This is a genomic window from Thermicanus aegyptius DSM 12793 (assembly GCF_000510645.1).
In the GTDB taxonomy this organism is placed as follows: domain Bacteria; phylum Bacillota; class Bacilli; order Thermicanales; family Thermicanaceae; genus Thermicanus; species Thermicanus aegyptius.
In genome coordinates, this window is sequence record NZ_KI783301.1 from 1149898 (window position 1) to 1165184 (window position 15287).

Genomic DNA, 15287 nt, shown 5'->3' on the forward strand with positions numbered 1-15287 from the left:
ATAGAAGGGTATGCGTAAGGGTTAGGCTAGTCACAGGAGGTACCCTTCATGATTTTAAAAGAATTGCTCCCCGCTCTGGGAGCTTACCGCCTTAGCGGTTCCGATCAACTCGTGATTCACCATCTCACCGCTGATTCCCGGGAGGTTTCGGCGGGTTCCCTGTTTGTTGCACTGCCGGGCAGTAAGGTAGACGGGCACGTTTTTCTCCCCGAAGCGGTAGCGAAAGGAGCCGTCGCCGTGGTGGTGGAAAGGGGACGGGAAATATGCCTTCCCGAAGGAATCAGCCGGGTGGAGGTAAGCGATACCCGCCGAGCCCTGGCCCTATTGGCCGATCGGTTTTATGAACATCCGGCACAGAAGTTGTCGATTATAGGCGTTACGGGGACAAACGGCAAGACAACCACCACCATGCTGATTCAGCACATCCTCCAACATGCCGGAATTCCCACAGGCCTTATCGGGACGATTGAGACGGTGATCGGCGATGAACATTTCCCTGCGAAGAATACAACCCCTGAATCCATCGAATTGCAACGTATGTTTAAGAGGATGGTGGATAAGGGTCTTACCCATTGTGTGATGGAAGTCTCCTCCCATGCTTTATCCATGGGAAGGGTGAGGGGCATTCCTTTTTCTCAAGCCATATTCACCAATCTAACCCAGGATCATCTAGATTATCACGGGACATTGGAGGCCTACACCCAGGCGAAGGGTCTTCTCTTCGCCCAGATGGGAAACGCTTATGAACCCCGTGTACGTCCGGTGATACTAAATGCTGATGATGAGACTTCACGTTATTTCGCTTCTATTACCGCTCAACCTGTCATCACCTACGGCATTGAAAAAGAGTCGGACATCCGGGCGGTTGATGTGAAGACGGATGAGGAGGGAATCTCTTTTCGGCTTATCTTATGGGACGGTCGGGAGATTCCTGCCCGCCTTTTTTTAATGGGACGGTTTAACTTGTATAATGCATTGGCTGCCATTACCTCTACTCTTTTTCAAGGGATCCCCGTCGAGATAGGTTTGGAGGCGATCCGGGAGGTTCATGGAATCAACGGACGTTTTGAACGAGTTCGGGCAGGACAGGATTTTACCGTGATCGTTGATTATGCGCATACACCGGACGGATTGGAGAATGTCTTGAGTACCATCCGCCAGTTTGCGAAAGGGCGCATCCTCTGCGTGGTGGGAGCCGGAGGCGAACGGGATCGAGGCAAACGTCCCAAGATGGCCCGGGTTGCCCAGTCCTATGCGGAGATTCTCCTCCTTACTTCCGATAACCCCCGCCGGGAAGATCCGCTGGTCATCCTGAAAGAGATGGAGGCAGGATTAATCCCAGGAGAGAAGCATGTGGAGGTGATCCCCGACCGCAGGGAAGCCATCGAACGGGCCGTGGAGTTGGCGAGACCGGGGGATGTGCTCCTCATCGCAGGAAAAGGGCATGAAACATACCAAATTTTAGGCACCCAAGTGATCCACTTCGACGATCGGGAAGTGGTTCGGGAGGCCATAAGGAGACATCACCGTGCATAAGCGTTTGGAGGAGATCTTACACATAACAAAGGGAGAATGGGTGGGAGAGAAGGAGCGGCTCACGACGGAAATCACCCGTCTTTCCACCGATACCCGGACGCTTCTTCCGGGCACCCTCTTTGTCCCTTTAAGCGGGGAGCGGTTTGACGGCCATGACTTTGTGGAAGAAGCCTTTGCGAAGGGAGCGGTGTCCTCTTTTTGGAGGAGAGGGAAGAGTATTCCCCAATCTTTAGTGGATGCTCCTCTCATACTGGTGGAGGATCCCCTTACAGCCATGCAAGAATTATCTTCTACGTACCGGCAAGAAGCAGGATGTTTGATCATCGGCATTACCGGCAGCAACGGCAAGACCACCACAAAAGATCTGATCACCTCGCTCTTAAAGGAGCGCTATAGGGTGCATGCCACGGAGGGGAATCTCAATAATCAGATCGGCCTTCCCCTCACCTTGCTCTCCATGCCGGAGAAGACGGAGATTGCAGTGGTGGAGATGGGGATGAACCATTTTGGAGAATTGGAACGTTTAAGCAGGATCGCAAAGCCGGATATGGCGGTCATTACCAATATCGGGGAGGCCCATCTGGAATACCTTGGTACCCGGGAAGGGATTGCAACTGCGAAGACAGAAATCTTGTCCGGCATGGATGAGAGAGGAATCCTCTATTATCCCGCCGAAGAGCCTTTGATTCCTGCCGCCTCCCGGTTTAAAGCCTTCACCGGGAAGAAAATATCCTGCGGTTTTACCGAGAACGGAATGATTCAGGGAAGGGTGGTGAAGGATCTGGGGTTGGAGGGAACGTTGCTCGAAGTTCTTTTCAACTCTTCCCAGGGAGCGGGAGAAACCTCAACTCTTAAGGTAAAGATCCCTCTTCCAGGAAGACATCTCGCCCAAAATGCCCTCTATGCCTTGGCCATCGCAACCCATCTCGGCTTAACCCCGTCGGAGATAGAAAAAGGTCTTCGCTCCCTGACCCATTCGGGGATGCGGATGCAGGTGGAAAAAGGGGTGAATGGGATCACCCTGATCAACGATGCATATAACGCAAGCCCCACCTCCATGCGGGCTGCTCTCCGTTTTTTAGAGGGATTGGAAGGGTATGAGCAGAAGATTGCGATCCTCGGCGACATGGGGGAATTAGGGCCCGAAGCTCCCGCCCTCCACCGTCAGATCGGCAGGGAACTTTACCCAGGAGGGATCGATTATGTCTTCGTCACAGGGCCATTGGCGAAGGAATATGAAGAAGGAGCGAAGGAGAAGGGGTATCCCCATGTCAAGCATTTTTCATCAAGAGAAGGGCTGATTGAGGCGGTATGGTCCTTGGCCACGCCCACCACGGTGGTGCTTCTGAAGGCTTCCCGATTTATGCACTTTGAAGAAATTGGGCAAGCGCTCATGAGGGAAAAAGTGGAATGATAAGAAAGAAGAATTTTTGGTTGCTCGAAGGGAGGAGATCTTCATGGTTACGAGGGTTATTTTATTCACCTTAATCGCAGCTTTTCTCGTCGCTGTTCTTCTGGCTCCCCTCCTGATCCCCCTATTGCGGCGTCTAAAATTTGGGCAAAGTATACGGGAAGAGGGGCCCAAGTCTCATTACAAAAAAAAGGGAACACCGACCATGGGGGGGATCATCATCATCCTCGCCTTCGCTATCCCTTCTTTCCAGTTCGCCTATCAGAGCATGGATCTTTTCTTGGTGATGTTTGCCACATTGGGATATGGATTGATTGGTTTTTTGGATGATTTCATTAAGATTCTTTTTAAACGCAATTTAGGTTTAACGGCGAGGCAGAAACTCTTTGGACAGGTAACCATTGCCGTCATCTTTTATATCATGTTGGTACGTTCCGGTTATTCCACCGAATTAATCATTCCCGGATGGAATAGCCATTTAGAACTTTCTTGGCTTTATCTTCCATTTATACTTCTTCTCTTTCTCGCTTCCTCCAATGCGGTGAATTTAACCGACGGGTTAGACGGATTATTGGCCGGAACGGCCGCCATCGCCTTTGCGGCCTATGCGGTGATTGCCATCTCCCTCACGAAATTTGACCTGGCCATTTTCTCCGCTTCGGTGGTGGGGAGCCTTCTCGGCTTTCTCGTCTTTAATCACCATCCGGCGAAAGTCTTTATGGGAGATACCGGTTCCTTAAGCCTTGGCGGGGCGTTGGGGGCTCTCGCCATTTTGACGAAGACGGAGCTTCTTCTCTTGCTCATCGGCGGCATATTTGTCATCGAAACCTTATCGGTCATTCTGCAAGTAATCTCGTTTAAGACCAGGGGCAAGCGGATTTTTCGCATGAGTCCTATTCATCACCATTTTGAGCTGCTGGGTTGGAGCGAATGGAGAGTGGTCATCACGTTCTGGTTGGTGGAACTACTCTTTGCAACCTCAGCCATCTACTTCGAGGTGTTTTCATAATGGCCAATTGGATGCAAGGCGAAGCAAGGTATAGGGGAAAAAGGGTTCTTATCCTGGGAGCGGCAAAAAGCGGGGTAGGGGTAGCCCGCCTTCTTCTGCGCCTGGGGGCCTCAGTCTTGATCAATGATAGAGGAGAGCCGGAAGAAGGTGAGAGGTGGAAAAAAGAGTTGGCCTGCATGGGAGCCGTCATTCTTACCGGCGGGCACCCATCAGACCTTCTTCAGAGGAATTCGTTTGATCTCGTCGTGAAAAACCCCGGCATTCCTTATTCCCATCCCTATGTACAGGAAGCGGAGGAGAGGGGGATCCCGGTGGTGACCGAGGTGGAGGTCGGATGCTCCATCTTAGAGGGGGAGGCCATTGCCATCACCGGTTCAAACGGGAAAACCACCACCACCACTCTGACAGGGAGACTTTTGGCCAGGAAGAATCCGGAAACGATCGTGGCAGGAAATATCGGCAATGTGATGAGTGAAGAGGTGGTAAGGAGCACACCCTCAAGCTGGACGGTGATGGAACTGTCCAGTTTCCAGCTAAAAGGGGTCGATCGTTTTCATCCCCAGGTTGCCGTTTTATTAAATCTCTATCCTCATCATCTTGATTACCATGGGTCGATGGAGGATTATATCGCTTCCAAGATGAAGATGTTCCAGAACCAAACCGAAGACGACCTGGCCCTATTTAACAGGGATCAGGAGCTCGTCGTTACCCTGTCTGAACAGGTAAGGGGACAAGTTGCCTTCTTCAGCCGCAAAGGGGAAGTGGAGAGGGGAAGCTACATCGCCTATGATGAGAGGGGGGAAAAAAATATTTTTTATAAAGGAGGAAGGAATCTTCCTTCCCGACGTATCCTGCCGGTGCGGGAGATCAAGCTGTTGGGGGATCACAATCTGGAAAATATATTGGCGGCCGTTGCCGTCGCTTCCCATTATGGGGTGGATCCGGAGACGATCCGGGATGAGGTGAGGGGATTTACCGGTGTGGAGCATCGTCTGGAGTTTGTCCGAGAGGTGAATGGCGTCTCTTATTATAATGATTCGAAAGCGACCAATCCGGAAGCGGCGGAGAAGGCCCTTCGTGTATTTACAAAACCGGTGATTCTCATCGCGGGCGGATTGGAACGGGGAGAGAGCTTTGCTCCACTCATTCCGTATTTCCGCCAAGGCGTAAAAGGAGCCGTGTTTTACGGGGAGACGAAAGAGAGGTTGAAGGAGACGGCCCGCGAGGCCGGGCTTGAGGCCGTCTTTTTCGCCCAGGATGTGGAGGAGGCCACCCTTAAAGCTTCCTCTTTAGCCGACCGAGGGGATGTGGTTCTCCTCTCCCCTGCCTGTGCCTCCTGGGATCTCTACCCTTCCTATGAGGTGCGGGGAAGAATTTTTAAAGAAACGGTGCATAGGCTGTAATAAGGCCTGTACCCACGGTTCTTTAAACAGGCCTCGGGATCAAAGGCCTTTCGGTGGGAAGGCCGTCAGGAGGCTTGGCAATGAAGAAAGAAAGAGGCATGCCGGATATTCTCATCATATTCTCCACCCTGGCTCTTCTTCTGGTCGGAGTGGTGATGGTTTATAGCGCCAGTGCCGTGATTGCCTATCATGAGATGGGGGATTATTTCTACTATGTGAAGCGACAGATTCTCTTCGCCGCCCTCGGGGTGATCGCCATGTTTGTGATGATGAATCTGGATTATTGGGATCTTCGGAAATGGTCCCGGCTCTTCCTCCTCCTCTGTTTTTTCCTCCTCCTCGTGGTGGTCATTCCAGGTGTAGGTTTGGAGCGGGGGGGAGCCAGAAGCTGGCTTGGCATCGGGGCTTTTTCCATACAGCCTTCCGAGTTTGCCAAGCTGGGGATCGTCCTATTTATCTCCCATTATCTCTCCCTTCATCAAAAGAAAATCACCTCCTTTTGGAAAGGGATTCTGCCCATCTTGGCACTCTCCGGGTTCGCCTTCGGTCTCATCATGTTGCAGCCCGATTTAGGGACGGGAACGGTTCTTATGGGGACCGTCCTTCTTTTGATTTTCTCGGCGGGGGCGCGGCTCATCCACCTGGGTTCCTTGGCTTTGGCGGGCTTTGTGGGATTTGCCGCTTTAGTGATGGCCGCTCCTTACCGGATAGCGAGGATTCTCGCCTTCCTAGATCCATGGTCCGACCCGCTCGGAGCGGGATACCAGACCATCCAGTCGTTGTATGCCATCGGCCCCGGAGGACTTTTCGGCCTTGGTTTGGGAAAGAGCATGCAAAAGTATAACTATCTCCCTGAACCTTATAATGACTTCATCTTTGCCATTCTATCGGAGGAGTTGGGGTTTATTGGGGGAAGCCTCCTTCTCCTTCTTTTCATCCTCTTACTATGGAGGGGTTTCCGAACTGCCGCCACTGCTCCTGATCTCTTCGGCACCTTTCTTGCCACCGGCATTACCGGGATGATTGCGATACAGGTGCTGATAAACATCGGGGTTGTAACCGGTTTTTTCCCGGTGACCGGGATCACCCTCCCCTTTATCAGCGCCGGAGGCTCTTCCCTTTCCATCATTCTGGTCGCGATCGGAATACTCCTTAACATCTCCCGTTTCACTGGGAGAGGATAGGAGCGCCTCTCCCAAACCGAAGAGGTTTCATACGATATTTTTTAGCTGGTTCGGCTAAAATGAAAGAGACAGGAAAGAAAATCGTATTGGGCGTATGTCACAAGTTACATCTCTCCCGCATAGGGTATCGTATCCCGAGCGCTGAATCTTCTCCTGCGATAAAGGAGTGTTCACCCATGGATAAGATCATGGATAAGATCATAAAAGCATTGCTTTCGGCGGATATCGGGCAGGTGATGACAAATGAGCCGATGAAACTTCATACCACCTGGAAAATTGGGGGACCCGCCGACCTCTTCATCCTCCCCAAAACCAAAGAGGATCTTCAAACCACCCTTCGACTGCTTAAAGACCACCATATCCCGTGGATGATTCTGGGGAGAGGATCCAACCTATTGGTACGTGATGGAGGAATACGGGGGGCGGTGATACAGCTGGGTGAGGCCTTTGGACAGTTGGAAATCTCCGGTGAGGAGGTGCGTGTTGGCGCGGCCTATCCGATGATTCGTCTGGTGGTTCAGGTGGGGAGGATGGGACTTGAAGGTTTGGAGTTTGCCGGCGGGATTCCCGGATCCGTGGGTGGAGCCGTTTATATGAATGCAGGCGCACATGGTTCGGACATTTCCCAGGTGTTGAAGGAGGCAACCATCCTTTGGGAGAATGGGAGCATCGAGTCCGTCCCGAATGAAAAGATGCGTTTTCGCTATCGGACCTCAATTCTCCAGGAGACACGGGGAATCGTCCTGGAAGCTACCTTCCGGCTTCGACCTGGGGAGCGTGCGGAACTGGCCAAGAGGATGGCGGTCTTTAAGGACCGGCGGATGAAGACGCAGCCCCTTCAGGAGCCCTGTGCCGGAAGCGTGTTCCGGAATCCACCGGGGGACCACGCTGCCCGCCTCATTGAGGCCTGCGGATTAAAGGGAAGGCAAATCGGCGATGCAAAAATCTCGGAAAAGCATGCCAATTTTATCGTAAACAAAGGCCATGCCACCGCAAAAGATGTGTTGGAATTAATTCAATTGGCCCAAAAGGAAGTCTATGACCGCTTTTCAATTTCGCTAGAGACAGAGGTTCTCGTGATGGGTGACGAGTAACCGGAGGTGGCAAAAGCTTGGACACACTGGTCATCCAAGGTGGAATACCTTTAGAGGGAAAAGTGCGTGTCCATGGTTCAAAGAATGCAGCCTTACCCATCCTGGCTGCAGCGGTCCTGGCGGAAGGGGAGTATCTTATTGATCGGGTGCCGGAGCTCCTGGATATCGTTGTGATGCGGACGATTTTGCAAACATTAGGGGTGAGAACAAAACAAGAAGGAGGAAAGGTATATCTGGATACCGGAACTCTGACCTCAAATGAAATTCCTGAACATTTGATGAGCCAGATGCGATCCTCCATCTTTCTCATGGGTCCACTTTTGGCCCGTACCGGCGAGGTGATGGTATCCCGCCCCGGAGGTTGTGACATAGGGACTCGGCGAATTGATCTTCACATGGAGGGGCTTGCCCGCCTGGGGATACAATTTGAAGAAAGAGAAGGGAACATCTATGGTCGCACGAAAAAACTCCAGGGAGCAAAAATTGTACTCGATTATCCCAGCGTAGGGGCCACAGAGAATATTATGATGGCGGCCACCCTGGCGAAGGGGATTACCCGCATCATCAACGCGGCGAGGGAACCGGAAATTCAAGATCTCCAATCGTTCCTCAATGCGATGGGAGCGAGAATTGCCGGCGCAGGGAGCCATATGATTGAGATCGAAGGGGTGGACCGCCTTCATGCCGTCTCCCATGAAGTGATTCCGGACCGCATCGTTGCGGGAACGCTTATCGCAGCCGCCGCCATCACAGGTGGCCGTGTTACATTGGAAGAAGTACAACCGGACCATATGGAATCGGTGATCGAGGCTTTCAAAAGGACGGGGGTCGAGATTACAGGAACGGAAAGCAGCCTTCAGGTCGTAGGTCACCATCCTATCCTTTCTTTAGATAAAATTACCACCTCTCCCCATCCCGGATTTCCCACCGATATGCAACCCCAGATGATGGCCTATCTCTCCTTGGCCCAGGGAACGAGCATCATCACGGAGACGGTTTTTGATGGACGCTTTCGCCATGTGGATGAACTGATGCGCATGGGGGCCAAGATTTATACCGATTACCACACCGCGATCATACGAGGGGTGAGAAGGTTATCCGGGACCCGGGTCAGGGCCACCGACCTTAGGGCAGGAGCGGCTCTCGTCTTGGCAGGCCTCGCGGCGGAAGGGTGCACGGTCGTAGAAAATGTTCATCATATCGACCGCGGTTACGATCACATCGAAAGGATGATCCAATCTTTAGGAGGTGAAATCGTTCGGAGGAAATAGTGGAAGAAGATGCGGAAAAATCTTCCGCATCTTCTATTTTGTCGAATTGATGGTTGAGGGATTGATGGATTTAGAGTAAACTGATAGAGAGTAGAGAACTCTTCAATGAACCGGGAAACAATAGAGTTTATCTGAACGAATCCCCCTAATAAAAAGAAGAGGAAAGAGGGATATGACCAAAAAGAAACAAAAAAAAAGAGGCCGATTGATTCGCCTTCTCTTCATCTTCTTTTTTCTGATTTTGATCATCCTCTACTTACAATCACCCTTAAGCAAAATTCAAGAGATTCGGGTAAGCGGCAATGAACGCCTTACAGATGCCCAAGTGATTGGAAAGAGCGGCTTGCAAGTAGGGAGATCCATATTTATTCTCCCTTCTTCCATTGCCGAAAAGCTGAAAAAAGATCCGGAAATTAAATCCGCCCAAGTTTTCTTCCGGTTTCCATCCGGGTTCCTGCTGAAAGTCAAAGAAAACAAGATCGTCGCTTTATTGAGAAAAGATGGGGGACTTCAGCCGATATTAGAGAATGGACAACTCTTGACGAGTGGGGAGAAGGTGAACGAGGATCTTCCTATTCTTTCAAATTGGAACTCTTTAGAAGACCTGCCCTCTTTCTGCTCGGAATTGTCCCAATTAAAGCCAGAGGTGATGAAAGAGATTTCTGAGATCCGATCGGCAGCTACGCCAAGTGATCGATATAAAGTTGAGGTGTATATGAAAGATCAGTTTGAAGTGGAAACGACCGCCCTTCATTTTTCTAAATATATGAACCTCTATCCTTATATAAAAGAAAAATTAAAAGGAAAAGAGCCGGGCGTCATCACCATGAATGAATCGGGGACCTTTTACATCTCGTACAAGGAACTTCTTTCGCCTAAAACCCAGGAACAAAACCCCCCGGGGCAAAATCCCCCGGAGCAAAAGAATGTAGGGACGCATACTCCGTAAAAAAAGGCTAAAAGTTAACAAAAAAAATCTGATTTGAAAAAAGGGAATAGAAGGTGGATGTGGAATATGTACATAAATACAGAGATTTTCTTTATGAACCTACCAGGAGGTGAAACCGATTGAGCACCCAGGATTTTATCGTCAGCTTAGATATCGGTACGTCAAAAGTACGGGCACTCGTGGCGGAAATTCATCCTCACACCCTCCATATTGTAGGAGTAGGGCAATCGGTCTCAGAAGGGATGAAGAAGGGCTCCATCGTTGATATAGATGCTACGGTAAAAGCGATAAAGGAAGCCGTCTCCGAAGCGGAGCGAATGATCGGAATCGAGATCCACGATGTCTTTGTGGGATTGACGGGAAGTCATATTCAGCTGCAACCCGCCCAGGGAGTGGTCGCCGTTTCCGGTGAGGACCGTGAAATCCGCCAACAGGATGTTGACCGGGTGGTTGATGCGGCCAAAGTGATGAATATTCCCCCGGAACGGGTTATCGTCGATGTCGTTCCCAAGGAATTCTCTGTGGACGGATTATCAGGGATCCATGATCCCAGGGGGATGATCGGGGTTCGGCTGGAGATGGAAGGAACCCTGATCACCTGTGCGAAAACCCCCCTGCATAATCTGATTCGCTGCATTGAACGGGCTGATCTGGAAATGGTTGGATTACTTCTGCAACCGATGGCTGCGGCCGAATTGGTTTTATCAAAGGATGAACGAAATGTGGGTTGCGCCCTCATCGATATGGGGGCGGGAACCACCACGATCACGATTTATCAGCAGGGGGATTTGGTGGCCCATTCTCTTCTTCCCTTTGGAGGAGATTATATCACCAGCGACATTGCCACAGGACTTTACACCACGACGGAGATGGCGGAAAAGATTAAAATAAAGTATGGGTGTGCCCTCATTGAACAATCTTCGGACCAGGAATTTTTCAATGTTCCCAGGATTGCCAGTGATGTGGAGAAACAATTCAGTCAGTATGATCTCGCCAATATTATTGAACCCCGCCTTTCGGAGATGCTCTACCTGACCCGCAAGGAAATTGAGCGTTTGGGCTACCCGAAATTGCCGGGCGGTTATGTGTTTACCGGCGGAGTCAGTGCAATGCCCGGCTTTCTCACGCTAGCCAAAGAGTTCTTTGATCAGTCGGCCCGCATCGCCTACCCCGATTTTATCGGCGTGCGTGATCCTTCGTATACGGCCGGCGTAGGTTTACTGCAATATGCCCAACGTTACGTGACCAGGAGGACCACTTCACCAAGTAAGGAAACTTCTCATCATCCGGCTTCCCCAGCCAAAAAGAAGAAAAAAATCGGATCTCAAACGGGAGTGCTGGAAAAAGTACGAAGTTGGTTTAGCGAATTTATCTAGGCATATAGGAAGGAATAGGGGGAAAGCGAATGTTGGACTTCGAATTTGAAATGAGCTCTTTGGCACAGATTAAAGTGATCGGAGTGGGCGGAGGCGGAAGCAATGCCGTTAACCGCATGATTGATAGTGGAGTACAAGGGGTGGAGTTCATCTGTGTCAATACGGATGCCCAGGCTTTAAACCAGTCAAAGGCGAAGACCAAAATGCAAATCGGTGAGAAGTTGACCCGTGGGCTCGGCGCCGGGGCCAATCCGGAGATTGGGAAAAAGGCCGCGGAAGAATCCCGGGAAGCCTTGGAGAATGCCCTCCGGGGGGCGGATATGGTTTTTGTTACGGCGGGGATGGGTGGAGGAACAGGAACAGGAGCCGCTCCTGTCATCGCCGAGATCGCCAAGGAGCTGGGAGCCCTTACCGTAGGGGTGGTGACCCGTCCCTTCAAATTTGAGGGGAAGAAGCGGGCCTTGCAGGCGGAAGGAGGGATCGCCGCTTTAAAAGAAAAGGTGGATACCCTGATCGTGATCCCCAATGATCGCCTTCTGGAGATCGTGGACAAAAATACCCCCATGATTGAGGCGTTCAAGGAGGCGGATAACGTCCTGCGCCAAGGGGTGCAGGGGATTTCAGATTTGATCGCCGTTCCAGGGCTCATTAACCTGGATTTCGCCGATGTGAAGACCATCATGTTGGAAAAGGGTTCTGCTCTCATGGGCATCGGCGTTGCTTCTGGTGAAAACCGGGCCACCGAAGCGGCTAGGAAAGCCATCATGAGTCCCCTCCTGGAGACTTCGATCGAAGGCGCCCGGGGGGTCCTCATGAATATCACGGGAGGGACAACCCTTTCCCTCTATGAAGTAAACGAAGCTGCGGAGATTGTGCAACAAGCTTCCGATCCTGAGGTAAACATGATCTTCGGGGCCGTGATCAATGAAAATTTAAAGGATGAGATTCTCGTTACCGTCATTGCCACCGGATTTGAAGAACGAAGGACGCAAGTGGCCTCTCCCATTCGGAAACCGGGGGAAATCAACGTTCCTTATCCCGCAGATCGGCCCGTGCCCCGGGATGATTTTGACATTCCCACCTTCCTGCGAAATCGGAATCGTGGGAAATAAATCGCCGGGATCCTTCACCCCCAGTAGTGAAATGAAGGCTACGCTGTGGAAAGGCTTCCCCTTTAAGAAATCCATCGCGATGGATCGATCATAGTTGTCAATCGATGGTAAGGAAAATGGTAAGGAAAAAGAATTGAAAAAGCGATTCGTAAATGGAACGGATCGCTTCTTTCTTTTTATCGATTCTTTTTATTATCGATTCTTTTTATGGATTTTTTTATCGACAGAATTAGTGTCCCCTTTCTATCAGCATTCGACAGACATCCCGGATAGGCTGTATTATACTAGAACCTACCAATCCCGGTTCAGGGGAGAATGACGCTGAAAGTCTATCTTGATTTGCTTTTCCTGATCAATTTCCTCACCGATTTTTTACTCCTATGGATGACCGCATGGATGAGAAGAAGGGCGGTTAAGCTTTGGCGCCTTTTTGCAGGCGCCCTCTTCGGCACGCTTATCCTTGTTCCCCTTCTGTTTGAGCCCTTTTCGTTTCTCTTCACCTGGGTAGGTAAATTTTTCTTATCTTCCCTCATGATTTTCATCGTTTTCGGCTTTACCCGCCTCTCCCTCTATCTGTCCGACCTGCTTTTCTTTTATCTCATTACCTTTCTTTTCGGAGGAGGGGTTATGGGGATCAGTTTCTTCTTGCAAAACAGAGAGACCATATTTCAGGGTTTTATGACGGAAGGGGATTTTTACCTTTACCCCCAAGCGACGTGGTTAACCCTTGCCCTGGGGTACGGAGTCATGTTCTTTCTCTCCAAAGCCTTTTACCAAATCATTCAGTTCCACAAAAAAAGAGGTGCCGATCTACTCCCCACAACCCTCTCATTCTTCGGTGCAACGATCGAGGTGATCGGATTATACGATTCAGGGAATCAGCTTTATGAACCCATCACCCGCATTCCTGTGGTCATTTTGGAGGCTTCTGTCCTATCATCGATTCTCCCTCCCGAGATGATGGAGTGGGTTATGTCCGGTGGAGTGGCAGGATATGATCTGACGGGACTTTCCTCCCTGCCGGAGGGGTGGCAGGACCGCTTCCGTTTGATTCCCTACCGGACCGTCGGCAAGGAAGAAAACCTCCTTGTGGCCCTTGTTCCGGACTGGATTGAGGTGAGAGATGGGAAGAACCGATACCGGACCCGTAGGGTACGCATAGGGCTGGCATTCGCCCAATTGAGCGGAGAAAATGCGTACAGGGCCGTTCTCCACCCCGATATTTTGAAGGAGAGCCATCTGCTAAAGGAAATGAAGGAGGATTCACATGTTCACACGTTTACGCCTTAGATTCACCCTGATATGGATTCGTCTGCTCATCCTGCTCAAGATAAAACCGGAGGAAGTCTACTACATAGGCGGGAGTGAAGCACTGCCTCCTCCCCTCACCAAAGAAGAGGAAGAATTCCTGCTTCAGCGACTCCCCCAGGGAGATAAAGCGGTACGGAGCATGCTGATCGAGCGGAATCTCCGCCTCGTCGTTTATATCGCCCGCAAGTTTGAGAATACCGGCATTTACATTGAGGATCTGATCAGCATCGGAAGCATCGGCCTGATCAAAGCGGTGAACACCTTTGATCCGGAGAAGAAGATTAAGCTGGCCACCTATGCCTCCCGCTGCATCGAAAATGAAATTCTCATGTTTCTCAGGAGAAATAATAAGGTAAAGACGGAAATTTCCTTCGATGAACCTTTAAACATTGATTGGGATGGGAATGAACTCCTGCTCTCCGACGTATTGGGGACGGAGGAAGATTTGGTTTACCGAAAACTGGAAGACCAGGTGGACAGAAAGTTATTGCAAAAAGCCCTTTCCCGCTTAAATGAACGGGAGAGAAAGATCATGGAACTTCGTTTTGGTCTTACGGGAGGAGAAGAGAAGACCCAAAAGGATGTAGCCGACCTATTGGGGATCTCCCAATCCTATATATCCCGCTTAGAAAAGCGGATTATAAAACGGCTCAGAAAAGAATTTAATAAAATGATATAGCTGTATTATTTTTCCTCCCCAGGGGATACTTCATATAGGCACCTTAGATCCAACTTTCCATACTGGGAAAGTGACCCTTGGGAGGGAACCGATTTGGCTAGGAATAAAGTGGAAATATGCGGAGTAGATACGTCAAAGCTTCCCGTCTTAACGAATAAGGAGATGAGGGAGCTTTTTATGCAGTTGCAGTCCGGCGCTCGTTCTGCCCGGGAAACCCTGATCAATGGAAATCTTCGTCTAGTGCTATCCGTCATTCAGCGGTTTAACAACAGGGGAGAGCATGTTGATGACCTTTTTCAAGTGGGATGTATAGGACTTATGAAAGCGATTGATAATTTTGATCTAAGTCAAAACGTGAAGTTTTCCACTTACGCCGTTCCTATGATTATCGGGGAAATCCGCCGTTACCTCAGGGATAACAATCCGATTCGCGTCTCCCGCTCGCTTCGGGATATCGCTTACAAAGCCCTTCAGGTCAGGGACCAGTTAACCAATCAAAATTCAGAGGAGCCGACCATTGAGCAGATCTCGGAATCCTTAAATGTCCCTAAGGAGGATGTGGTTTTTGCGCTGGATGCGATTCAGGATCCGGTCTCCCTCTTTGAACCGATTTATCACGACGGCGGAGATCCGATCTATGTGATGGATCAACTGAGTGACGAGAAGAACCGGGATTATTTTTGGGCGGATGAAATCGCGCTGCAGGAGGCGATCAAAAAATTAAATGAGCGTGAGAAGATGATCGTTTCATTGCGTTTCTTTGAGGGGAAAACCCAGATGGAGGTGGCGGAGGAGATCGGCATTTCCCAAGCGCAGGTGTCCCGCTTGGAGAAGGCCGCCCTTGCCCAAATGCAAAAGTATGTAAAGTGAACCTTTTGGGAGACAGATCTGTGTTCCGGCCTTTTCATCAATTCCCATCTCCCCACATATACTATAGTATTCTGGGACTTGG

At 50.4% G+C, this 15287-nt stretch carries 13 protein-coding genes; all 13 read left to right on the plus strand.

Features of this window, described 5'->3' with window-relative positions:
- Positions 1 to 48: 48 nt before the first annotated feature.
- The 13 genes from THEAE_RS0106200 (at position 49) to sigG (ending at position 15205) form a co-directional block, all read left to right on the plus strand.
- Positions 49 to 1536 (plus strand): UDP-N-acetylmuramoyl-L-alanyl-D-glutamate--2,6-diaminopimelate ligase, encoded by a 1488-nt coding sequence (locus THEAE_RS0106200; protein WP_005588548.1) that lies wholly within the window; start codon positions 49 to 51, stop codon positions 1534 to 1536.
- The gene (locus THEAE_RS0106205; protein WP_039944297.1) at positions 1529 to 2950 is read left to right on the plus strand and encodes a UDP-N-acetylmuramoyl-tripeptide--D-alanyl-D-alanine ligase; all 1422 of its coding nucleotides are present in this window, start codon (positions 1529 to 1531) and stop codon (positions 2948 to 2950) included. Before THEAE_RS0106200 ends, THEAE_RS0106205 begins: the two co-directional genes overlap by 8 nt.
- Positions 2951 to 2993: 43 nt before the next feature.
- Positions 2994 to 3956, plus strand: coding sequence for a phospho-N-acetylmuramoyl-pentapeptide-transferase (gene mraY, locus THEAE_RS0106210; protein ID WP_028986868.1), 963 nt, complete (start codon positions 2994 to 2996; stop codon positions 3954 to 3956).
- Positions 3956 to 5359, plus strand: coding sequence for a UDP-N-acetylmuramoyl-L-alanine--D-glutamate ligase (gene murD, locus THEAE_RS0106215; protein WP_245605530.1), 1404 nt, complete (start codon positions 3956 to 3958; stop codon positions 5357 to 5359). The genes mraY and murD overlap by 1 nt, the downstream gene beginning before the upstream one ends.
- An 80-nt stretch (positions 5360 to 5439) precedes the next feature.
- Positions 5440 to 6543: a stage V sporulation protein E gene (spoVE, locus tag THEAE_RS0106220; RefSeq protein ID WP_028986870.1), complete on the plus strand. Its 1104-nt coding sequence runs from the start codon at positions 5440 to 5442 to the stop codon at positions 6541 to 6543.
- 188 nt (positions 6544 to 6731) lie between these two features.
- Positions 6732 to 7637, plus strand: coding sequence for a UDP-N-acetylmuramate dehydrogenase (murB, locus tag THEAE_RS0106225; RefSeq protein WP_028986871.1), 906 nt, complete (start codon positions 6732 to 6734; stop codon positions 7635 to 7637).
- Positions 7638 to 7654: 17 nt separating this feature from the next.
- Positions 7655 to 8908, plus strand: a complete 1254-nt coding sequence (gene murA / locus THEAE_RS0106230) for a UDP-N-acetylglucosamine 1-carboxyvinyltransferase (protein ID WP_028986872.1) — start codon at positions 7655 to 7657, stop codon at positions 8906 to 8908.
- Between the two features lie 172 nt (positions 8909 to 9080).
- Positions 9081 to 9857 carry a cell division protein FtsQ/DivIB gene (locus THEAE_RS20165; protein ID WP_005582521.1) on the plus strand — a complete coding sequence of 259 codons (777 nt, stop codon included), beginning with the start codon at positions 9081 to 9083 and terminating at the stop codon, positions 9855 to 9857.
- Positions 9858 to 9976: 119 nt separating this feature from the next.
- Positions 9977 to 11233: a cell division protein FtsA gene (gene ftsA, locus THEAE_RS0106240; protein ID WP_028986873.1), complete on the plus strand. Its 1257-nt coding sequence runs from the start codon at positions 9977 to 9979 to the stop codon at positions 11231 to 11233.
- 29 nt (positions 11234 to 11262) lie between these two features.
- Positions 11263 to 12345 carry a cell division protein FtsZ gene (ftsZ, locus tag THEAE_RS20170; RefSeq protein ID WP_039944298.1) on the plus strand — a complete coding sequence of 361 codons (1083 nt, stop codon included), beginning with the start codon at positions 11263 to 11265 and terminating at the stop codon, positions 12343 to 12345.
- 315 nt (positions 12346 to 12660) lie between these two features.
- Positions 12661 to 13635, plus strand: coding sequence for a sigma-E processing peptidase SpoIIGA (spoIIGA, locus tag THEAE_RS0106255; RefSeq protein WP_028986875.1), 975 nt, complete (start codon positions 12661 to 12663; stop codon positions 13633 to 13635).
- The gene (gene sigE / locus THEAE_RS0106260) at positions 13613 to 14335 is read left to right on the plus strand and encodes an RNA polymerase sporulation sigma factor SigE (RefSeq protein ID WP_005582516.1); all 723 of its coding nucleotides are present in this window, start codon (positions 13613 to 13615) and stop codon (positions 14333 to 14335) included. The genes spoIIGA and sigE overlap by 23 nt, the downstream gene beginning before the upstream one ends.
- A gap of 93 nt (positions 14336 to 14428) precedes the next feature.
- Positions 14429 to 15205, plus strand: coding sequence for an RNA polymerase sporulation sigma factor SigG (gene sigG, locus THEAE_RS0106265; protein ID WP_028986876.1), 777 nt, complete (start codon positions 14429 to 14431; stop codon positions 15203 to 15205).
- The last annotated feature ends 82 nt before the right edge of the window (positions 15206 to 15287 follow it).